The organism is Paeniglutamicibacter psychrophenolicus (assembly GCF_030812255.1).
GTDB classification, from domain to species: Bacteria; Actinomycetota; Actinomycetes; order Actinomycetales; family Micrococcaceae; genus Paeniglutamicibacter; species Paeniglutamicibacter psychrophenolicus_A.
In genome coordinates, this window is the sequence record NZ_JAUSSH010000019.1 from 68,259 (window position 1) to 89,740 (window position 21,482).

The following is a 21,482-nucleotide window of genomic DNA, read 5'->3' on the forward strand; positions in this document are numbered from 1 at the left end:
ATTTTTGTTTACCGAACAGGTGAGACGCTAATCGCGGAGAAATCGACCTGATCCCAAGACTGAGCGTTTACGACCACATCCAGAACCGCCGTCATGTACGCAACGCTCGGGGCGATATGCCCATCCGCAGCGTAGACAAGAGCTGAACCCGCGAGGTTCTGTGGATGTACTTCGTCCTTGAAGCGCTTCCAATGAATGCGCATATGTTCCTCATCCCCCGTGTTTTGAATATAAGCGACACGGTTTTCCAGAGGTTGAGAGTAAAGATCGCAAACATCCGTGAGAACGGGCGGCATCTCTTTGGCTCTTTCATCTGAGGGACTGTTTAGACCCCACGCATGAATGGTCCATTTTCGAACCCTAGGCGAAGGGTGATTGGCAAGGTGGGTCTGCGGATTGACGGGAACAGCGATCGATCCAGGATGTACGGATGAGAACACCAGGGAAGCAAATCCTCCAGCGGAAAGGCCGAAATAGATGGTTCGTTTTCCTGCCGTGACCTTCTCAAAAATCATGGCAAGCGCAGCCTGCAACTCTGGTTGTTTCGAATTCCCCGCGAACCATCCTGCTTGGATTCCCTCGTGAAGGCTTAGAGAAGAGTCTGAAACCAGCAGCCGATTGACGTGAAGTGATTCCGTAACCCCACTACCGATAAACACAGGCAAACGCTTTACCCTCGAGTTGATGGCCGGGTGAAGGAGAACAACTGTTGTCTCATGGCCCCGGTCATCGTATCGAAAATCTGCGGGATGACCGCCAATCATGATCACGAAGAGACCTGATGGAGTTTCGGGGGCGGATAGAAAATCGTCCACCGATTCGAACACTGGTGCCTCTTTGGATGCTTCACGAATAGCCACCAGGATATCTTACTCCAAGTCACGTATCAGCCCTCCCGAAAGGCTCCCATGCACATCTCCCTTCCGCCGGAAGGTGCCACCCATGACTAACTGGGTAACCTCTCTTGCTGTCAGGGAAATTTTCGTATTCACGTCTGGTCTCATGGTCGAGGGAGGTGTCAGCATCAAAATCTGAAAGACGGTCCGCAAAGCATTCAAGGACTCTATCAGGCCCCCACGCTGTTGAGCGTTGTCTGATGCTGCGTTGGTCATGGTGGGTAACGATGTCGCTGCCGTGCTCCGGGGTTCGTTGGCGGCGTCAGCATGACGACCACACCGGGTGCCCCGACCGGCGGGCAATGATCGCCACGGCAATGTCGCCAGGGTGGTTTTGTCGGGGGGCCGGCGTGGGGAGGCTGATCCTTTCCGGGACCATGCCCGTTCCACATAAAGTGGCCCCTTCCTAGACACTATGAGGTGAAGGGGTCGGGACCCACGCGGCTCAATGTTTCACGGGTTGCCAGTGCCAAACATCCCTTCCGGTCGCCCGGAGGCGGATATTGACTGGTAGTGCCATATTTGAGACTTGGGAGGTCCCGACATGTTTGAGCGTACCTTTATCGGCTTGGATGTCCATGCCAAAACCATCGTTGCCTGCGCCCTGGATACGGCCACCGGCGAAGTCATCCGCGCCAAGATGATCCCCGACCCAGTGGCCGTCCTGGCCTGGCTGCAAACGCTGACCGGGCAGGTGCAGGTGGTCTACGAGGCCGGCCCCACCAGGTTTGGCCTGTCCCGGTTCCTGACCGGCCACGGGGTCGACTGCCTGATCGCAGCCCCGTCCAAGCTGATGCGGGCCCCCGGCGACCACGTCAAAAACAAACGCGATGCGCTGATCCTGGCCAGGATGCTGTCCCTGGGGCAGGTCACCGCCGTGCGGGTCCCCACCGAGGACGAGGAGGCCCTGCGCGACCTGTCCCGGGCCCGGCAGCAGGCCTCCAAGGAACTGGCCCACGCCAGGCAACGGATCAACGCGCTGATGCTGCGCAGGGGACTCTACTACCCGGAGAAGAAGCGCTGGACCCTGCAGCATCTGGAGTGGCTGCATCGGCAGCGCTTCGAGCAGCGGGCCGCCCAGCTCACCCTGGAGACCGACCTGGAACTGGTGGCGATGCTCAAGGAGCACCTCAAGCGCCTGGAATTCCAGATCACCGAGCAGATCGAGGATTGCGAATACCAGGAAGTCATCAACGCGTTGATGTGTTTCCGCGGCATTGCCACCACCACCGCCTTCGGGCTGGCGGTGGAGATCGGGGACTGGACCCGGTTCACCGGGTCGTCCATCGGCTCCTACGTCGGGTTGGTGCCCTCCGAGCATTCCTCCGGCGTCACCCGGTCCCAGGGCTCGATCACCAAGGCCGGCAATTCCTACGCCAGGCGCCTGCTGGTGGAAGCAGCCTGGCACCATGACCGGGACTACTCGCGGCCCGGGGCCCGGCTGATCAAACAATTCCGGCTGGTCGACTCGGCCACCCGAACCAGGGCCATGGAGGGAAACCGCCGGCTGCACCACATCTGGGAACAGTTCAACAAACGCGGGAAGCTGCCCGTGAAGGCAAACACGGCCGTCGCCCGCGAGCTGGCCGGCTGGTGCTGGTCGGTCGCCGCACCCCTGCAGCAAAAGGCCGCCAGGGGACCGATCTTCACGGAGGCCGCCATGCACGCGGCCTGACCCTACAGACGTACCCTGCGGCCAGTGGAGGCGATGGGGCAGCACGTGGAGCAAACTCGCGTTAACGCTATGGACAACCAGGACCAATGGTTCCGGTGACGCCCGCTCCTAGACCGCGAAACGCTCCAGCCGAACAATTGTCCTGCGGTACCCAACCCGCGTATATCAGCATTGACCTTGTAGTCGAAAGACGCGCCCACACCTTCGCCACCGCAGCGGTACATGAAGAACGACCCCGGGCGTTTGCTGGCCCGGAGTCGTTCTTCTCTACCTAGTACGAAAATAGGGTGAGTCAGGCTGCCTCCCGAGTGCTCAGGGTGACGTCGTAGCCCAGCTCATGGAGGCGCCGGACCGCGTTGTTCCTGGTGCGGGCGGGGTCCTTCCGGGTGAAGAAATCCGAACCGGGGTCGTGATAGCACTCGCCCTCGGCGAGCATGTGCCAGACGGCGGTGAGGATGGAATGCTCGGTGGCGACCAAGGCCTTCATCTTGCCGCGGCGCACCACGATGCGCTTGTAGCGCGCCGCGAGATAGGTTCCCTTGGGATGCCTGGCGATGTTGAGTGCGGCGATGCCCAGCGCGCCCTTGAGGTAGCTGTTCCCGGGGCGGGTCTTGGACGACTTGACCCGCCCGGCGGACTCGTTGGACCCCGGACTGAGTCCGGCCCAGGAGGCCAGCCGGCCCGGGGTCTCGAAGGTGGACATATCCGCCCCGGTCTCGGCGACGATGACATCGGCAACGAGGGTGGAGACCCCGGGAATCGTGGTCAGGAACTCCCGAGCGACCAGAAAGGGTTCCATCGCCGCCTCGACCCTTTCGGTGAGCTGGTCCACCCACCCGGTGATCGAATCGATGCGATCCAGGTGCATCTTGCAGAGGAACGCATGGTGTTCCTCGAACCTGCCGGTGAGGGCCTCAACGAGCTCGGGAATCCGCGGACGCATGGCACCCTTGGCCAGGTTCGCCAACACCTGCGGATCGCGCTCCCCGCTGATGAGCGCGGCGAGCATGGCCCTGGACGACACGCCTAACAGGTCCGACACATGGTCCGACAGCTTGATGCCGGTGGACTCCAGAAACTTCTCCAACCGGTGGATCTCCCGGGTCCGGTCCTGTGTGGCGATGGTGCGGGCCCGGGTCAAATCCCGCAGGATGCGGATCGGCGGGGGTGGGACGAAGCAGGGACGCAACAGCCCGTGGGCCCCCAATTGGGCCAGCCAGGCGGCGTCCGAAACGTCCGCCTTGCGACCCGGGATGTTGCGTGCCGCCTTCGCATTGACAAGCATCACCGGCAGCACGTCTTCAAACAGGTAGTAGAACGGCTTCCAGTAGTCACTAGTCGCCTCCATCACCACCGTGGTGACCTGTGCGGCCACCAGCATGTCCCGCAGGGCCAGGATCTGGTTGGTGGTCGAACCCCACGTGGTGACCGTGATGGGGAAGGTCCCGGCACGCTTGCCTGGAACACGGATGGCGACCTTCGCGTCGCTTTTGGAAATATCAAGGCCCGCGGCACGTTCATGAATCAGATCCACGGGACACCTCCTGAAGTTGTTCGTTCCGATGGGTGATGGTGCCTGCCGCGTGGAGGGCGGAATCAAATCAGGACTCTAGTACTCGTGCTCACAGCAACAATCCACGGTTCCCGTGGAACCCTCCGCACCACGCTATTGCACGGGCCAAGTCACGGCACCAAGGAAAGACCGGCGTCAAACGTGGCAGGCAACACCATCATCCCGCCGACGCACCCCGGATACCAGATCCCCAGGTGACCCGGCCGTGATTTTCGACCTCCACGGCGCGCAGCGGCGCTGGAACGCTATTGACAAACTCGGCTACATATCTCTGATGGGTAGGCATGATGGGCAAGAGTCATTGACATGAGCGCTGAACCAACGAAGACTAGCGGATACGATGATGATCAGGGGCAGCCCCGAACAGACTGAAGCGGCCGTGCTGGCAGGCGAAATACCGTGCCCGGCCTGTTCGGAGCAGCAGCGTGCCCACGGGCTGCGGACGCACACAGGCACTATTGTCGGCCGCATTGTCCGCCAGCCGAGCCGACACCCTCGAGCTTATCGGGACCCCACTGGCAGCCCAGGCCGCCGGCAGCGGACACCGCACGATCGCCGCCCACATCGGCCGACCCCTCTCGACGGTGCGCCGCTGGCTTCGCAGGGTGCCGGAAAATCACGTCCACTGGCTGTATGAGCAGGTGGCGCAGCACGCGTTCCGCCTCGACCCCGAGATCCTGGTCCGTCCCAGGCGGTGGCCGAGCCTGCTCGGCTGGCGCTTGAATGTGTTGGCCGGTGCCGCACTGGCCCACCGCCGCCGGGCGGGCCCCGAATTGCCGCACTGGACCCGCATCGGGCTATTCGCCCGGGGTAACCTGCTGAGACCACCGCTGCGCACCTGAAAATCTAGCGAGACCGTGCTTTGCTATGCCCTGAAACCGACGTCACCATGACGACGACACCGATGGCTATTTCCATGTGCCTGGCAGCGTTGCCGACCACCGCGTCATGATGATGACGACGACCAAACCCATCGGCATCCGAGGCGCCGCCGCCAGCGTCAAACAACGCTCGGTAACACTTGTCCGATGACGGTGCCGGTGTCGTGGTCCAATGCTGCCATGAAGTGCACGCGGTCCGCGCCACCATTTTTGGCTCCGCGCACTTCCTTGCCGTCGATGGCGACGATCCGCGAGTCGACCTGGGTTTGCATCCACGCGCCCAGGGCTTCGTCGAAGGCCTCAGCATCCAATCGGGCCAGGACGCGCCGGAAGGTGGTGACTTGCGGCGCCGTGATTCCGGTGGTGCGCAGCGAGGTGGAGGCGGCCTACGTTGACCAGTCTGCTATGCCGGGGAAGGATATGGCGCCGGTCAGTCAGGGCTGTTTCGTTCTAGCCAAAATCATTCGTTGATCTGACCGAAGAGAAGTATGACGCCGTGTTGTTAATGTCGGAAATTTCTGTTAATCTTTTATGTCGCAGGGTCGGTGACAGTTCTGCATCAACACATCGGTGACAAAACAAGCACTCTTGGTGGTGACACTTCTTGATTTGTTAATCCATGAATCCATGGGGTGAACTGATCGGATGTGAAACCCAACGAACCCGTCGATGCCCGACTCCGGCTAGACATTGCCCAATGGCCCGACGATGCTCCCCGTGGCGCAGTGACGACTTTCTGCCAGGCCCACGGCATCAGCCGCAAGACGTTTTACAAGATCCGCGCCGTTGCCCGCAACGAAGGCCAGGCTGCGGCCCTCGAACCCAGGGCTAATGCAAAGTCGTGAGTGACTACTCGCGAACGGATCTTCCGACACGGCCGTCCGGGTCCTTTTAATGACGAAATGTGATGTCTCAAGACACCGGTGACAGTTCTATACCAGAACATCGGTGACACTCGGTGTCTCAAGACATCGGTAACACTTACCCCATTTCCGGTTGGTTCTGGAATTTCGCCGTGGCATGCTTCAAGCTCAGATACGTGACGCCGTCTGGGAATGGATAGTCGTATTTCGTGATCAATTCACCATCCGTCGAGATCACCATCAACTCCGTCTGATCCCAGATGACCTTCACCATGGTGCTGCGTAGCAGTTTGCCCAAATAGAGCTCCACGCCGGCAACCCGCAGGCACCTGTTCTTATTGACGCGCATCAACTTACTGCCTGTCGCCTCCATGTGCTCGGTCCGCAGCGTGGCACTGAGCTTGGCTGGCTCCGGGGTTGAATGGTCCTGTGGCGTTGGTGATTGCCCTTCACCCGGCTGTACGGCCAGGACGGCCTCACCGATGCTAGGAGCGGGCGTGGTGCTGTGCTTCGCCCATTCCCCAGGCGCGAGGGGCTCAGCGACCGGTGTGGCATCCCACGCCTCTTGCGGCGTCATCCGATCCTCCAAGGACTGATGACCGCGCTGGGTGTTGTAGGCCTAGTCAAAGACCTCAACCTGCCCTTGCAATTCGGCTAGGTCCCAGGGCTCTGGTCACCGTGGAGTCCGCGGTTTTGAAGTTCCGTATGTTTTCGGGGATTTTCTTCGCCAAACCCTTTTAATCTTGCCCGTCATCCGATAAAATAGATTGCAGATATACTAGCGATTTCGGAGAGGTGAAATGATGTCTGTAATGACTGCGCAATCTCACCTTCCCTTCGCCGTGGTGCCCGACAGCCTGCGGGTTTCCGACGCCGTCGAACTCGTCGACACCCCCGAGGGCGGCCAGGTGTTCGTGCACGGGAACCTCCACTTCGTCTGGGACGCCAACGACGCGGTGGCCCGCCGCTTCGCGGCCGCGAAGCTGGTCGCCATCAAGGCCGCCCCCGTCAGTGCGATCGCCGCGGCCTTCGGCGTCAGCGAAGGCACGCTCTGGAACTGGGGCCAGGCCCTGGGCACCGGCGGCGTCGCCGCACTGATACCCGAAACCAAGGGCCCCAAGCGCAACTCGAAACTCACCGACGAGGTCATCACCCGCATCCACGCACTCAGGGCCGAAGGGCTCTCCAAGATGGCGATCGGCCGCGCGGTGGGCGTCTCGGACTTCAGCGTCACCCGCGCCTTGGCCATGGAGCCGGCCCCGGCGGCGGCACCGGCCGCCGCCGAAACGGCCGTCAGGGAAGCCCCCGAGGCGCCGGCATCCCTGCCGGTGCTGCCGGAGGTCATGCCCCGCGCCACCGAGCGTTTCGCCGCCTCCATCGGCGGCGGACACCAGGAGGCACCACGCTTCGAGCCGGCATCCCGCATCCCCTACGTCGGGCTGTTCCTGGCGCTGCCGGCCCTGGAACCGACCAAGCTTTTGCCCTGCGCGGAGAAAGAGCTCGGAAATCAGCTGAAACCGGGATTCTACGGGCTGGAAACCATCCTCCTCGAAGCGGTATTCCGCGCCCTCGCCGGGGAACCACGCACCGAGGGCGCAACCCGCCTGGACCCCGAAGGCTTCGGAAGAATCCTGGGCCTGGACCGCGCCCCGGAGGTCAAGACCCTGCGCCGGCGCCACCGGGAAATCGCCGACACCGACAAGGTCGGGGACCTGCTCGAGGCCATGGCCTTTGAACGTTTCCAACAGACCAAGGGCCCGGCGGATGGGCCGGTGATGGTCCTCTACGTTGATGGACACACCCGCGCCTACACCGGAGGCAAAAAGATCGGCAAACTGCACTCCACCCGGCTGAAGTTCCCGGCCCCCGCCACCGAGGAAACCTGGGTATCGGACGCGAACGGGGATCCGGTGATGGTGGTGATGGCCGAACCCGGATCCTCCTTGGTGAAGGAAATCCGCCGGCTGCTGCCCGAGCTGCGCAAGGCGATCGGGGACGACCGGCGGGTCCTGGTCGGCTTTGATCGTGGCGGCTGGTCCCCGGAGCTCTTCGCCGACATGGAAGCGGCCGGCTTCGACTCGCTCACCTGGCGCAAGGGCACTGCCGAGGATGTCGGCGAAAAGCTGTTTGGCACCGTCACCCACATCGACGACCACGGGCAAACCCGGCAGTGGAAGGCCGCGGACACCACCGTGGATTTCCTGCTTTCCAAGGCCACCGGGCGGGTGGTCACGATGCGGCAGATCAGCCGCATCGTCCCGCTGGCCAAGGGTTCAGGGACCCGGCAGATCCACATTCTCACCACGCTCAGGGAGCCGGGCGCCGGGGAACTGATCTATACGTTGGGGGCTCGCTGGCGTCAGGAAAACTATTTCCGCTACGCCCGCGAGCATTTCGCCTTGGACGCGCACCCCGGCTACGGCAGCCACGATGATGATCCGGAGCGTTCGGTGCCGAACCCCGCCAAGGACAAGTCCCACCAAGCGGTGCTGGCGGCCCGCGCCCACCACGAGAAAATGAACGCCATCGCCGACGCCGCGCTGCTGGCGGCCAACACCCCGCCGGAAGGCGCAACCGGCGTGCTGGTCACCAACGAGGCCATCAACGCCATCAACGCACCGGTCAACGACGCCCACGCCGCGGTCGAGAAGGCAGAAGCCGCGCACAAGAAGGTGCCCGGCCGGCTGCCGTTGGGCGAGGTGAATCCCGGCCAGCAGGTCCTGGAAACCCGACTGAAGCAGTTCACCCACCTCATCGGCATGAGCGCTTACACGATCTCCATGTCACTGGCCGGCGACGTCCGTACCAACACTGGCTACCGGAGCGCTCACAACGGGGCCCACGCCTTGGTCCGGAAGATCCTGACCCAGCCCGGCGACATCGATCCGACCGTGCCCGGCTACCTGGACATCACCCTGGATCCGCTGCCCACCGGCCGGGAGACCGCCGCGGCCGCGGAGCTCTGTGAGCACCTCACCGAGACCGAAACACCGTTCCCGGGCACCGACCGGATCCTCCGTTTTGCCGTCAGGGAACGCACCCGGGCTCTAGACTAATATCTCTCGATGACCAGAGCCCTGGGTCCTTGGCGAAAGGCTGTTTCTTCAAGCACTTGAACTACGTCGAATGAAAGCGCTCATTCTTCCTTTGAGTCGTGGGCTTATACGGCTTGCCGGTAATAGTGGCAACGCCCAGACTATTGGCGTACGCGACCAGTTCGCTGATCACGCCCCGACGGATGGGGTTCAAGGCATCGCCATTGTCGGTGCTAAGGCGAATTCGCCTTAGCACGGATTAAGCCGAGGAAAACGCTAAGCCGAATGACGCCTTTTGGGCCCCGGATTTCCGGGGATTATGGAATCTTTCCTCGGCTTAGCGCTTTGCCTCAATTTTGGTGTTACCTTCGTCGTAGCCACATGCCCAGCGAAGGGAAGACGTCATGGAAACGACGGTTACGGAGATTGGGGAACAGGTCCTCGCTGCATTGGCAGCGGCCGGATACGCGGAGTCGACGATGCGGGAATACCGCGAGTGGATCAAGCGGTTTGAGCAGCTCTCCCGGAAACAGGATGGCCTCTACACCGTGGAGCTGGGTGCGGTATTCGCCTCGATGACCACGAGCCCGCGGACCGGCAGGTTCAGCAACAAGCGTCGAAAGGCGTGCGGCCGGTTGGTGAGGGTGCTGGATTCCTATGTGTTGACCGGTTTGGTGGATCTTTCCATCATGCGGACGGGCGGAGGCAAGGCCACTCCGGGACCGCTACCGATGTCTTGACACATCGAGTGTCACCGAAGTGCTGATGCAGAAGTGTCACCGATGAGTCGAGACATCACAAAAATTCTGTTAATCATCAAAGTGACTAAACAACCAGGATCAACAGGAATTCCTCATGACATCATCTCTCGAAACCCTCATGAAACGCCACTCTGCACTCCCGCAACTCGACTACGAAACTGCTAAATAGCGTCTGATGGTATGTGATCTCTCATAACATCGTTTACAGCATCACTTAAGATGGCAAATATGCCTACCTGGTACGGGCATTCCGCGTAAGTGGTGCGTAACCTGAAATGGGCGTTCCACCTATGCACATTTGCCAACTTAAGACATCGCTTACTGCTGAATAGCGTCTGAAAGTACCGGTGTTCTGGCAAACTGGTGTCATGAGATCCATCGTCTACGAAGTGACAAGATTCGGTGTCCACGATGCTGCGAGATTACACACCACGTCACCGGAATACCACTACCAGGAGGGCCTATTTAGCAATTTAGCACATGTGATCAATACATGACTGCAGGATTCGTTGACAAAGCCCTTGAATCGATCGCCTTCACGATTGCCCGACCAGGGTCGATGGAGTGCAAAAATATGAATCGAGAACCATTCGAAAAGGAAAGTCACCGTGTAACACATTTCCAGATTTTTCACGAAGGAGAGCGGAAAGCTAAGGGCAAACTTTACAGGGTTCCAATGACACGAATCAGCATTACGCCTACCCGATATCCTTTACAAGAATTTCCGTTTCAATTCGGAAGGGGATTTCTGCGTCAACTGCAGTTATTAAAAGTTCATTGGTAGACGCAGCCGAATAGTGCTGAATCGCTACATGAGTTTGCTTGACGACACTACTAATTGGAGTTTTGTTACCTTCTCCCCGAAAATTGACAACAACTCGACGGCTCGCGGATAGCAAGACTATTTCGTTACCATCTTCATGTGACTCCACTTTCAAGGATGGATCGAATACGAAACGAACCAATGCAGCCCCATAAGATCTAGCGTTAAAATTGTCGGTTATAGAAAGTCTATTTTTGCCAGACAAGCAAACGGTACGCTGCAATATTTCATTTCCATCAAAATTCAATTTACCAACGAAATTAGTCGAATCAGATTTTTGTTCTTTTGATATCAAATGTGCGCGTAGCCTGCTGCTATTCTTTCCGAACGATATGGTTTCGCGTGTAGTCCACGAATCGAATTTTGCGTAGGTCGGCAGCGAATGGCCTTGATGCCCGCGCATCGATGCAGCAATTGGGTCGCCTTGATCGTAGCTCAAAAGCCCGGCGTCACGTAATACGAATTCGCCATTTACCCACCAGCTAACACTTAGCTCATCGAGCTGCTTATGGATCACACTTTTGAATCCCGCGATGAAGGAAAGGTAGCTGGATTCAGAGCTGGAAATTGCCAAACCGTTGGCAGGAGACCATAACATACCGAGGAGAGGCTTGAACCTATGCTGCATGCCGCCAGGGCTATCACCGAGTGGAGGTACCGCGCCATTTGGCAGCAATTGTCTTTGAACACCCATTTGCGCTGCACGTAATAAAAGCTGAAACAGTCTAACTTTTCCTGGGAATCGACCGCTCCAGATTAGGAATGCCACTACGTCTTCGATCAATGAAACGTAGAAGACCTGATAGATAGGCGTATTTTCCGATGCAATTCCATCTGAATCGATGATTTGACCAAGCGTTTCGTAGAGTGCTTTGACCCAGTCGCTGGCATCGCGCAATTGGGCACTCGCTGGGAACAACGAGGACGCGTGAAGATGCGCCATACCCAGCATAATTCCGTGGTTATTTGGCTGGTAAAGGTCTAGGTGTTCCAAGAGTCGTTCCTCGACGACAATCAAGCGATTAAAAAGACTTTGGAATATCTCCAAGTTTTCGAAATCACCAGTACGAGACAGCGTTGATATGAGCGACATTAGCGTACGGATACGCAAGGCACCTTGATGATCGAGGCTGCCCGATTTCAAAGACTTCGGGTCTTCAGCTGATTTATGTTCTATCCAACGCAGGAAGCTTTCAACTACATTTCGAGCGGTCTCTACGGATGGTGGGCTTAGTTCCAACTCGAAGAGACGGACCAAGTACGCAAGCGAATTCCGCCAGAGGATCGTAGTGTTCGAATCTTTTTGCGGTATCTGAGTCCAGATACTTTCATCTTGCAATTCTGCCGAATGAATCAAAGCCCCATTCGGTAGAGTGAATGCATATCCACGCTCATCTTTACTAACGATCCAACCCTTTGGAGATCCGTCGGAAAACTCCCCCGCGTACCTGTCAAGTAAAACACGGGTATCCATAGCATGCACAGCAGACATGCATTCACTCTCCATTTCAAAGCCTAGGCACGAACTCGGTTCAAGAGATCAACTACTTGACTTGAAACCATTTCAATATCATACCGTTCATTCATGAAATGACGACCGTAATTCGACGCGCGACTGAACGACACTGCGTCATCCCGCATCTCCAGGATATAGTCCCTCATCGACTCTATCGTTTCAAAGATGAATTCGGCTGGGTAACAAGCTTCAACTCCGCGCCACGGAAGGAAAAGGCCCTGTCCACCGGCACAGAATGCTTCGCCCGGGGCTACCTGCATACCCTCAAAATCACTGAGCGACAAAGCAAAGCCGACATTACGAAGGGATGCCTTAGTGTCCACCCAACCTTCATAGTGAATGTGCTCTTCGAGCCCGAGCTCCGCAATGCGTGAATCGCACGTGTCGTAGTACCTACGTGCAGATTCGGAACTCATTACCCATGCGTATTCGTTGTATTTCTTCCCGTAGACGCGCAGTCGATAACGATCATCAATCTGTCGCAGCTGCGACAGCAATTCAATTGCTCGGTGGAAGCCCTTGAGAGCCGGCACACTGCCAATCAGAGCCAACTCGAACAGACGATTTTCTGCATCGTCCGGGGTGGTCTGATAGGAATTCACGTCGAAGGCGTTCGGAATCAGGGTGAACTTCTCGTACGGAATATCGAAACGGTCACTGAAGTCATTGAGCGAATGAGGCGCGATGGCAATTATTTTCGCAACGGACTCGGTCTTGACTCGCAAACCATAATCTACAGTCATCTCGCTACGGTGGGCACGGATAACCAGACGGTGGTGTGACGCTACATTGTTCGAGTACCAAACAGCCGCGCCTAGTAGCCATTCGACCCAGACATAATCGGTCCAGTCCAGCAGGTCCTGGCTCAATGATGCATCGTGGGTTTCATGCCCCGTCCACTTGTCTGTGCGGACGTTGTAGCGCTTCTCGAGTTCCGGCAGCAGTTCGTTCATGAATTTCAGGTCGTGGCCCGCAAGAACGAGGCGCGTCTTGCAAGCTTCAACGAACTCTTCATAGTTGCCGTCACGTGCTGCCAGCACAAGTTCGCTTAGGCGACGTGAGAATGGGAATTCAGCGATGAGGTTCCAGTGGACGTTGCAAAACTCGCTGAAGCGGTCAAAGACATCGCGGGACAGATCCTCGGTCTTGAACCAGATGAACTGTCTCAGGGCGTAGTCCATGGCCGCGTGGCCATGCTCCTTAACAAACGACACTCCGCTATTACCAAGGATGGCATCGACATCAGACCAAGCTTCGATAAAGTCCCGGAAGTTCTGGGAATCCAACTTCTGCGTGACAGAGGCTTCTTCGTCGTCATTCTTTACGTACTTTCGAATTGGGACATCGCGATAAGCAACGTTCTTGCACTTCGTAAGCACTTCCGCTGTAAAGGTGATGTCCTCGCCGATGCGGCGGGTTTCCATGAAGCGGATTTCGTTATCGATGACAACATCACGACGCATCAAGAATGAGCACGTAAGGCTCTGATACTTGGCGATAACGCGCAGTCTGGAGCTGGCATCCTTGACCTTGTCCCAGCCCGGGATGCGGTCCGACTTACGTGACTTTCCGTTGGGTGCCACGACTTGGAGACTATTGCGTACAGCATCACTGTCGAAACGAATAGCGTGCTCGTAGGCATTGACCAAACCTGAAGGGATCAGAATGTCGTCAGAGTCTAGGAAGAAGAGGTACTCGCCCTCTGCCTTGTCAATACCGTAGTTACGGGGTTTGGCTGCGGATCCTGAATTCTCCGGCAGACGAAAAAGCTTCCAGAAAGCCTCGGACTCGCATTGAGCCGCCAGCATTTCGTAGGTATTGTCCTTGGACTGATCGTCAACGAAGATGACCTCGTGAGGTACGGTATTCGGGATCGACCGCAACGAAGCCAGCGTCTCGTCCATCTTCGCGATGGAATTGTACGTGGGAATAATGATGCTAATCATCTAAGTATCCTTCTAGACCAGGAAGATCGATGAGTCGTTGGAACGTTCGGCTAGAACCGGGAACACCTGTTCCGCATTCACGAGAACGTTGTTCGGGCGCGATTGGCGAGTGTAGCGGAATCGATTGAACTCAGGCTGATCCGTCACAGCGATTGCTTCATTCATAGAGCTACCTACGTCGATCAGATACGCAAGATCGGGTTCTTTCAGGAACGAGCCTTCACGGGTGTCAATCAGAAGAGCCTTGCGGGAGTTCAGGACATTTCGTGAACGAATGGAACGGGTGTCAATTTCATTTTGGCGGATGACTCGGACAGTGCTTGGAAGCTTACGAGTGAGTTCCATCGCCAACGTCTGGTCTGCAGAATCAGTCAAAACGATGAGTAATCCACTGAACTTGGCTCGATTGGCCTCGAAATATGCGAGGATTCGCTCGGCGGCTTTATCGTCATCTACGCGGGCAACGAGCTGAACCTTATCGAAATAACTTGCATGCTCGATACCCACGGCATGCAGGATCTGTTCTGCACGGTGACGATATGTGTTCTGGAAGGCAATCTGCATGCTGTTGCGCTGCTGCGTCAAGAACTCGGCATTGCTGATCTTGCTGAAATCAAAATCATCAGAATCGGCGTAGTAAACGCTGTCACCGAAGAAGTGCTTGACGCCCATCGCTGTGTTTGAAAGAACCACGACACCACAAGCGGCAAGTTCGAACACTCGGCGTGCGAACATGGTCTTGGAATCGGTCACGGTGTTCAGGGTGATGCCGAACTTTGAGTTGCGGTATGCGTCGGCAGTCTCTTCGTAGGAGATCGCCGGACGAGTGTACTGCTTATAGCGCTCCGGGTACTCGTAAGCCTTACTTGGCGACGAATACATGCGGTCGTAGATAACCATGTCATTGTCAGAGGCTAGGACCTTGTCAATAATGCTCGAAGCGGACTTTGCCCGGTGCGGGTATCGCGCATACCATGTACCCGCAAAGTTAACGCTGGAATCTGCACCGTAAGAACCGATTGGATTGAAGAGTTTCGGCTGCACTGCGAACGGTAGTACATCAGCATATGGTACGCCAACGTCACGGATGTAGAGCTCCACACACTCTTCAGCTGTCGTGAACACGTAATCGAACAATGCTGAAGTTCGAATGAAGTCATTGATTCGGTCAGAGAAGTGGACCGGATCTTCCTTGTTCCAGAACACTGTCGGAATTCCGTGCTCGTGGCAGTAATTCAGAATCTCGATGAGTTCTTTGCGGTTCTCGTGCTTGAAACGAATTGAGGTGTATATCTTTCCCTGCCATGGGTGTTCACTTGGAGATCCACCTTGCCACGCGGATTCGCAAATGAACATCTGCGGCTTGTTCGCATCCATCTGCTGGCGCCAGGTCTGAGGCTTCAGTCGCACGGTCTTGAACTCCGGCTGGAAACTGCCGAAAGTAAAGTCGTCGGCAATCATTGCTACAGGAATTTGATGGCTGTACGGCAAATCCGAACCACGGTATGCCTGGCTTTCATCGTCGGCGGTCCACGTATCGCGACCTTCCTTAGACAGTGCCCACTGCACCCGCTCGCCTTCGACGATCGGTTTATAGGCTGAGGCCACATTGCGAATCGGTGCCGGCCGCTTGGCGCGCTTCTTGATATCGGCTGCCAGGATCGCCTGTGTAGGCTCGGCAGTGGTTAGCACTACTGGATGAGCTTGAACGGCCGCTGCTGTGGATGTCGGCCCAGTTGCTCCTACGGCCTGAACCGTTGCGGACAAGGAATTAATGCCGTTGGCGAGATTTCGCTGCGAGATTTCAATTTTCTGGTCCATATCACGGATCTGATCCTGAAGTGCCTTGCCCGACAACGGCGCAGGCTTTTTGGACGCATCTACACGAATTCTGCGCATCTGTTCACGCGTATCTTTACGGAACTTCGCATTGGCAAGACCGTCACGCTGCATCAGCATCGTTCGCGCGGCGAGGAACACCACGGCTAATACACCAATAGTTATTCCAAGGACTGCATTTGAACTCATAAAGCCAGTTACGAATGCTAACCCGAACGACAGAACGACGTCGATCAACAGGCGTATGGCAAGTAGCAACTTGGATTTAACGACTCGTTTGGGCAAAACGCAGTCCTTCTCTCTACAACGTTTGGTGACTCAGGGCAGGACAAATATCATCATTCATCCTAGTGGATAAGCTCGTCCAAGGTTTGCGGGCCGACACGGGCGATCGGTCCCGTGCATCGCATTTGTGTACGATCCAAGATCTTTATTCACTACATTGTTTGAATACTCAACTTTGGCCAGGTCTTCCCCAGGGCAAGAAGCTCTCAGTCATGAAAGGCCTATATTTTCTCATATCGACCAGTTAGTAATCAGGACCGAACTCGCAGGGACGGCAACGCAAACGACTGCAAGAACGATCTCCACATCACCCAGGACGAGATGCCGTGATTGCAGGTGAAACTCCAATCGCGCCGTGAGAATCAACACCCTGTGAGCTACCGGAATTTTGACAATGTTTGCTCATTGTTAACCAAACACCCTGATCTTCTTACCGATTCACCTAGAAGCGCCGTTTCGCGGAACTCGTGAACTAATCGGTCGGCGGCAATTACCTCGCACTTCATGTACCTTAGCTGTCCAACTTAGGGAAGATGGGCGCCGGTGGTGGCAACTCAGTGCCCGCTACGAGCACTGTGTCGAAGGACCCGAACTCGCGTGCCGATCCTTCCGGCTGGCCCAGAACCTCAAGCAACGATGCAGCGGCTGCTGGCATTACGGGTTGGACCAGCAGCGCAACGCGGCGAACTACTTCCAGTGTCACGTAAAGAACAGTCTCCATGCGCGCCAAGTCGGTCTTGCGAAGCACCCAAGGTGCTTGATCGGCGAAGTAGGCATTCGTATCGCCCAGAACCGTCCAGATGGCTTCCAACGCCTTGCTGAAATCCTGGCGTGAGAACGTGTCTCGGCAAATTTCAAGCAGTTTCCCGGCATCAGCCAAGATCTGCTGATCCGCGTCCGTCAGCTCTACGGGAGTTGGTACCGCTCCCCCACAGTTCTTGGCGACCATTGACAATGACCGCTGTGCCAAGTTGCCCAAGTTGTTGGCTAGGTCGGAGTTCATTCGTCCAACAATGGAGTCGTGGCTGTAGCTTCCGTCAGCGCCAAAGGGAACTTCCCGAAGGAAGAAGTACCGGACCTGGTCTAGACCATACTGGGAAACGAAGTCTGCAGGTGCAACGACGTTGCCCAAGGACTTGGACATCTTCACGCCGTTGTTGTGAAGGAAACCATGGATCATCACGCGCTTCGGCAAGGGAAGCTTTGCAGACATCAGGAAGGCGGGCCAGTAGATCGCATGGAAGCGCGAAATGTCCTTGCCAATGACGTGGACGTCTGCCGGCCAATACTTCTTGAAGGACTCCGATTCGATATCGGGGAAACCAGTGCCGGTCAGGTAGTTGGTCAATGCATCGACCCACACGTACATGACGTGGTCCTTGTTCCCGGGAACCGGAACGCCCCAATCGAAAGTGGTCCGCGAAATTGACAGGTCTTCCAGTCCCCGCTCAACAAAGCGGATGACCTCGTTGAAACGGGTGTGGGGTGCACCGAATTCGGGCTGGGACTTGTAAAGCTCGAGAAGCTTGTCCTGGTATGCCGAAAGGCGGAAGAAGTAGGATTCTTCTTCGGTCCACACAACCTCGGTGTCGGTTTCCTTGGAGTAACGCAGGCCGTCTTCACGTACCTCGGTATCGTCCTCGGCGTGGAACGCCTCATCACGCACGGAGTACCATCCGGCGTACTTGTCGAGGTAGATATCGCCGTTGGCTTCCATACGCTTCCAGATGGCCTGCGCAGCGGCGTAATGGTCCGAATCCGTGGTGCGAATGAACCTGTCGTAGCTGATGCCCAGCTCGTCGTTCATGGCTTGGAAGGCATCCGAGTTGCGCTGTGCCAGCTCTCGCGGCGTGATTCCCTCGCGTTCGGCCGTCTGAAGCATCTTCTGGCCATGCTCGTCAGTGCCGGTCATGAAAAACACGTCATAACCGTCAAGGCGCTTGAACCTAGCCATGGCGTCGGTGGCGATCACCTCGTAGGCATGCCCAATGTGGGGCACGCCGTTCGGGTAGGAGATAGCGGTGGTGATGAAAAACGGAGTCTGCTCTGAAGTCACCCTAAAAATCTACCGTAGTTTGGCTTCAAACCGCCCATCGAAGACCCCTATGTGAGCTTGTCGAGCTGATCCCAGAAGGCAATACGGAGGCTTCGACGGATATCTTGCAGATCGGTCTTCCATTCACCAATACGTTGTGCGCAGTCCTTGAGCAGCACCCTGTCGATTTCCGGCGGCAGGAGTGGGCGATCGGACATCAGGTCGTTCAGTTCGGCCGGGGTCGTGCTGGCGTACCAGTTCTTGGCCACGCTACTGCCCACCTCCGAAGCAATATCCATGGCGCTTGCGGCAATGCCCGCGCCGCCGGAAAATCCCGACGTTTGTTGTGTCGAACTATAAACAAGCTCATAGTCAGACTGCACCGGGGCATGAGGTTGCACCGGCGCCCGCAGCTTAGGACGCTGGTTCAGCAATGCGGGCGTGGGAGGCTTGGGACCGGCCGACTTCGGAGCAGACGGTTGTGGAACGGAGCCGGCTTCAATTAGGTTCGCCGCAGCGCCTGCGCTGGCGATAGTGGCAGACTGGGCCGCGTGCCCGGGGTCCCACGCCACAGCCTTCACGAACGAATTCTTGATGAGTTCTTCGGGGAAGGTAATAATGCTGTCCACGCGAAGGGCAAGATGTTCGGCGACCGAGGCCACGCCCAGACGGTGGTCAGCCTTCTCGACGCCAATCAAGACGACCTTCATGCCCAGGTCTTGGGCCTCTTCCACGGCTTCTGCAAGATCGTCATCGCCGGAAACGAGAAACGCGACCGAAGCAGCACGGTTTCGGGCAATGCCAACCAGATCCAAGCCAAGCTTGAGGTCAACGCCCTTCTGCTCACCATTGAAGGAAATACGACCCAAGCGAACCTTCACGCCGGGTATCAGGCCAATCCGTTTGTGCTGATCCGTAAAGATTGCGTCCTTGGCCGCGTCGTACCAATAGATCCTCAGGTTATCCAGACCGCTGAATTCCTTGGCCGTCTTGAGGATCCCGTCTATCAGCGCCTCGTAGTTGACGGTAAATGCCGCCCGTAGCGTTGTTCCGGAGGCACGGTGTCCACCAATGGCCAACAGGAAACTGGCATCCACGAAAATTGCGCTCTGAGACATCATCACTCAATCCTATGCCGTGGCGATGAAGCCATTGAGAAAGGCACGGGCCGTCTTCGAGCTTTCTATTGATGTCACGACCACCTCAATCTGGACCACGGAAATTTCATCAAGTTTCAATGGTTCAATCGACCGCTGTCCGAAGCGGAGCCAGACTGGTTGCTCCACGGCACACAAAAGCGTGTCTCGGTGCCAGCCGGTCAGTCCCTGTGATTCGACGTCAGGAAAAGCGCCAGCGGCACGCGAGGCACGCTATTTGGTGGATACCGGGAGTGTTAGTCGTCGAGGTTGATTTCGCGGGCTACAGTGGCTCCGATGGCGGCACGGACAATGTCCAGCACCCCTGTTGGGAGCGCGGAATCGATGGCCAGGACCGCAACGGCTTCGCCGCGCTCTTCCTTGCGGGCAACCTGCATGCCGGCAATGTTCACGCCCTGCTCGCCCAGGACGTTGCCCAAGGTACCAATTACACCCGGGCGATCTGCATAGCGCAGCACGATCATGTGGTCGGTGACCGGGATTTCGATTTCGTAGCCGTTGATGCCCACGAGCTTCTCGATCTGCTTCGGGCCCGTCAGGGTACCTGCGACCGAAAGCTGCGTGCCTTCGGTGGAAGCGCCCTTCAAGGTGAGCAAGTTGCGGTATTCGGGAGAATCCGGGGTGGTGACCAGACGCGTGGCCACGCCGCGCTGTTCGGCGAGCACCGGGGCGTTGACGTAGGAGACCTGGTCGGAGACGACATCCATGAAGACACCCTTGAGTGCCGACAGCTCCAGGGCCTTTACATCTAGGGAAGCGATCTCTCCGGCGACGACAACGTCGATGCTGGTCAGGGAGCCAACGGTCAATGCGTTGAAAATGCGACCCAGCTTCTCGATCAAGGGAATGCCCGGGCGAACGTTTTCGTCAATGACACCACCTGCAACGTTGACTGCGTCCGGGACCAGCTCGCCGGCAAGTGCCAGGCGAACGGACTTGGCCACGGATACCCCGGCCTTTTCCTGGGCCTCATCAGTCGAGGCGCCCAGGTGCGGGGTGACCGTGACATTTTCGAATTCAAAGAAGGGAAGATCCGTGCTCGGCTCCTGGACGAAAACGTCAATCCCGGCGCCAGCAATCTCCTCATTCTTCAATGCCGTGTACAGAGCATCCTGGTCAACTAAGCCACCGCGGGCCACATTGATCACGTAGGCGGAGTTCTTCATCTTGGCAAAGGCGTCCTTGCCGAGCATTCCAACGGTTTCCGGGGTCTTCGGCATGTGGATGGTGACAAAGTCGGACTCGGCCAAGAGCTCGTCCAATTCCACCAAGGTGACGCCGAGCTGCTGGGCGCGTGCCGGGGTGATGTAGGGGTCGTACGCGAGGATTTCCATGCCAAAGCCCTGCAGGCGTGCGGCCACGAGGGCGCCAATACGGCCGAGGCCAATGATGCCGGCCTTCTTCTCAAAGAGCTCAATACCGGTGTAAGAGCTGCGCTTCCAAGCTCCGCTCTTCAGCGAGGCGTTGGCTGCCGGAATGCGACGGGCCAGGGACACGATGTGCCCCACGGTCAGCTCCGCGGCGGAAATGATGTTGGAGGTCGGAGCGTTCACGACCATGACACCGGCCTGGGTGGCTGCCTTGATGTCAACGTTGTCCAGGCCGACACCGGCGCGGGCAATGATTTTGAGGTTCTTGGCTGCGGCAATTGCCTCTGCATCGACCTGGGTGGCCGAGCGCACGAGGATGGCATCCACGTCGGCAATGGCGGCCAGCAGCTGGGAGCGGTCCGCACCGTCTGTCTGCCGAATCTCGAAATCGGGACCCAAGGCCGCAACTGTTGCGGGCGAGAGTTCTTCGGCCAAAAGGACGACTGGCTTGTTTACAGACACGGGGTGGCACCTTTGCTATTTCAGTGGGCTGGATGCATGGTCCGGGATCGACCGAACCAGAAAGCCCAGAATATCGCCCGGCACGTCATAATCCCGGCTCGACGGCTCGATGTTACGGGTTCGCGCAAGCGTTTCGTGATTATCTTCACAAGCATTTGGATTCCATCGAATATAGTGGCCCGCGCGACAGAGCAGGCCCAAACGAGCTCCTCGAGCCACACCCCCACCCAGCAGATCAGCATGCCGTCCTGGTGGCCTGCGGGTTCCCGTGAAGCCAACGTGCGCAATGCCAAGACTCAATGCTTGCCGCTCGGCTTTGCCTCAACACGATTCGTCACCACTCGTTTTCACTACTGATGCATCCG

The 21,482-nt window shown here is 57.4% G+C and carries 13 protein-coding genes and 3 pseudogenes; 5 read left to right on the forward strand and 11 right to left on the reverse strand.

The window, feature by feature from the left end; genetic code table 11:
- Nucleotides 1–8 precede the first annotated feature (8 nt).
- Entirely contained in the window at nucleotides 9–860 is an 852-nt protein-coding gene (locus tag J2T21_RS19085; protein ID WP_307583589.1) for a hypothetical protein, read from the reverse strand.
- A 580-nt stretch (nucleotides 861–1,440) separates the two neighbouring features.
- Between J2T21_RS19085 and J2T21_RS19090 the strand changes: the two genes are divergently transcribed.
- On the forward strand, nucleotides 1,441–2,571 hold the full coding sequence (locus J2T21_RS19090; protein WP_307583591.1) for an IS110 family transposase: 1,131 nt from the start codon (nucleotides 1,441–1,443) through the stop codon (nucleotides 2,569–2,571).
- Nucleotides 2,572–2,863: 292 nt separating this feature from the next.
- Here J2T21_RS19090 and J2T21_RS19095 read toward each other — a convergent pair whose 3' ends face one another.
- Nucleotides 2,864–4,105, reverse strand: a complete 1,242-nt coding sequence (locus J2T21_RS19095) for an IS110 family transposase (protein WP_307583593.1) — start codon at nucleotides 4,103–4,105, stop codon at nucleotides 2,864–2,866.
- Between the two features lie 509 nt (nucleotides 4,106–4,614).
- On the opposite strand from J2T21_RS19095, the gene J2T21_RS19100 reads away from it, so the two are divergent.
- Entirely contained in the window at nucleotides 4,615–4,986 is a 372-nt protein-coding gene (locus J2T21_RS19100) for a hypothetical protein (protein ID WP_307583595.1), read from the forward strand.
- Between the two features lie 158 nt (nucleotides 4,987–5,144).
- On the opposite strand, the gene J2T21_RS19105 is transcribed toward J2T21_RS19100, so the two are convergent.
- Nucleotides 5,145–5,336, reverse strand: a complete 192-nt coding sequence (locus J2T21_RS19105) for a hypothetical protein (RefSeq protein ID WP_307583597.1) — start codon at nucleotides 5,334–5,336, stop codon at nucleotides 5,145–5,147.
- Nucleotides 5,337–5,672: 336 nt separating this feature from the next.
- Here J2T21_RS19105 and J2T21_RS19110 point away from each other — a divergent pair.
- A pseudogene (locus tag J2T21_RS19110) lies at nucleotides 5,673–5,855 on the forward strand (IS481 family transposase); the annotation flags it as partial.
- A gap of 151 nt (nucleotides 5,856–6,006) precedes the next feature.
- Here the strand turns inward: J2T21_RS19110 and J2T21_RS19115 are convergent.
- A pseudogene (locus J2T21_RS19115) lies at nucleotides 6,007–6,561 on the reverse strand (IS481-like element ISAar28 family transposase); the annotation flags it as partial.
- A 139-nt stretch (nucleotides 6,562–6,700) separates the two neighbouring features.
- Here J2T21_RS19115 and J2T21_RS19120 point away from each other — a divergent pair.
- Nucleotides 6,701–8,944, forward strand: a complete 2,244-nt coding sequence (locus tag J2T21_RS19120; RefSeq protein ID WP_307583599.1) for a putative transposase — start codon at nucleotides 6,701–6,703, stop codon at nucleotides 8,942–8,944.
- Between the two features lie 64 nt (nucleotides 8,945–9,008).
- On the opposite strand, the pseudogene J2T21_RS19125 reads toward J2T21_RS19120, so the two are convergent.
- Nucleotides 9,009–9,164 (reverse strand): annotated as a pseudogene (locus J2T21_RS19125) (IS481-like element ISAar28 family transposase); the annotation flags it as partial.
- A gap of 163 nt (nucleotides 9,165–9,327) precedes the next feature.
- On the opposite strand from J2T21_RS19125, the gene J2T21_RS19130 reads away from it, so the two are divergent.
- Nucleotides 9,328–9,663, forward strand: coding sequence for a hypothetical protein (locus J2T21_RS19130; protein ID WP_307583601.1), 336 nt, complete (start codon nucleotides 9,328–9,330; stop codon nucleotides 9,661–9,663).
- 719 nt (nucleotides 9,664–10,382) lie between these two features.
- On the opposite strand, the gene J2T21_RS19135 is transcribed toward J2T21_RS19130, so the two are convergent.
- The 6 genes from J2T21_RS19135 to serA all read right to left on the reverse strand — a co-directional run bounded on the left by J2T21_RS19135 (nucleotide 10,383) and on the right by serA (nucleotide 21,117).
- A complete protein-coding gene (locus tag J2T21_RS19135; RefSeq protein WP_307583604.1) occupies nucleotides 10,383–11,999 on the reverse strand; it encodes a heparinase II/III domain-containing protein in 1,617 nt (538 codons plus the stop codon).
- Nucleotides 12,000–12,022: 23 nt separating this feature from the next.
- Complete coding sequence (locus tag J2T21_RS19140; RefSeq protein ID WP_307583606.1) at nucleotides 12,023–13,969, reverse strand: glycosyltransferase; 1,947 nt, start codon at nucleotides 13,967–13,969, stop codon at nucleotides 12,023–12,025.
- A 12-nt stretch (nucleotides 13,970–13,981) separates the two neighbouring features.
- Complete coding sequence (locus tag J2T21_RS19145) at nucleotides 13,982–16,093, reverse strand: CgeB family protein (RefSeq protein WP_307583608.1); 2,112 nt, start codon at nucleotides 16,091–16,093, stop codon at nucleotides 13,982–13,984.
- 511 nt (nucleotides 16,094–16,604) lie between these two features.
- A complete protein-coding gene (gene metG, locus J2T21_RS19150; protein WP_307583610.1) occupies nucleotides 16,605–18,149 on the reverse strand; it encodes a methionine--tRNA ligase in 1,545 nt (514 codons plus the stop codon).
- 47 nt (nucleotides 18,150–18,196) lie between these two features.
- The gene (locus J2T21_RS19155) at nucleotides 18,197–19,249 is read right to left on the reverse strand and encodes an NYN domain-containing protein (RefSeq protein WP_307583611.1); all 1,053 of its coding nucleotides are present in this window, start codon (nucleotides 19,247–19,249) and stop codon (nucleotides 18,197–18,199) included.
- Nucleotides 19,250–19,521: 272 nt separating this feature from the next.
- Entirely contained in the window at nucleotides 19,522–21,117 is a 1,596-nt protein-coding gene (gene serA / locus J2T21_RS19160; protein ID WP_307583613.1) for a phosphoglycerate dehydrogenase, read from the reverse strand.
- Nucleotides 21,118–21,482 lie beyond the last annotated feature (365 nt).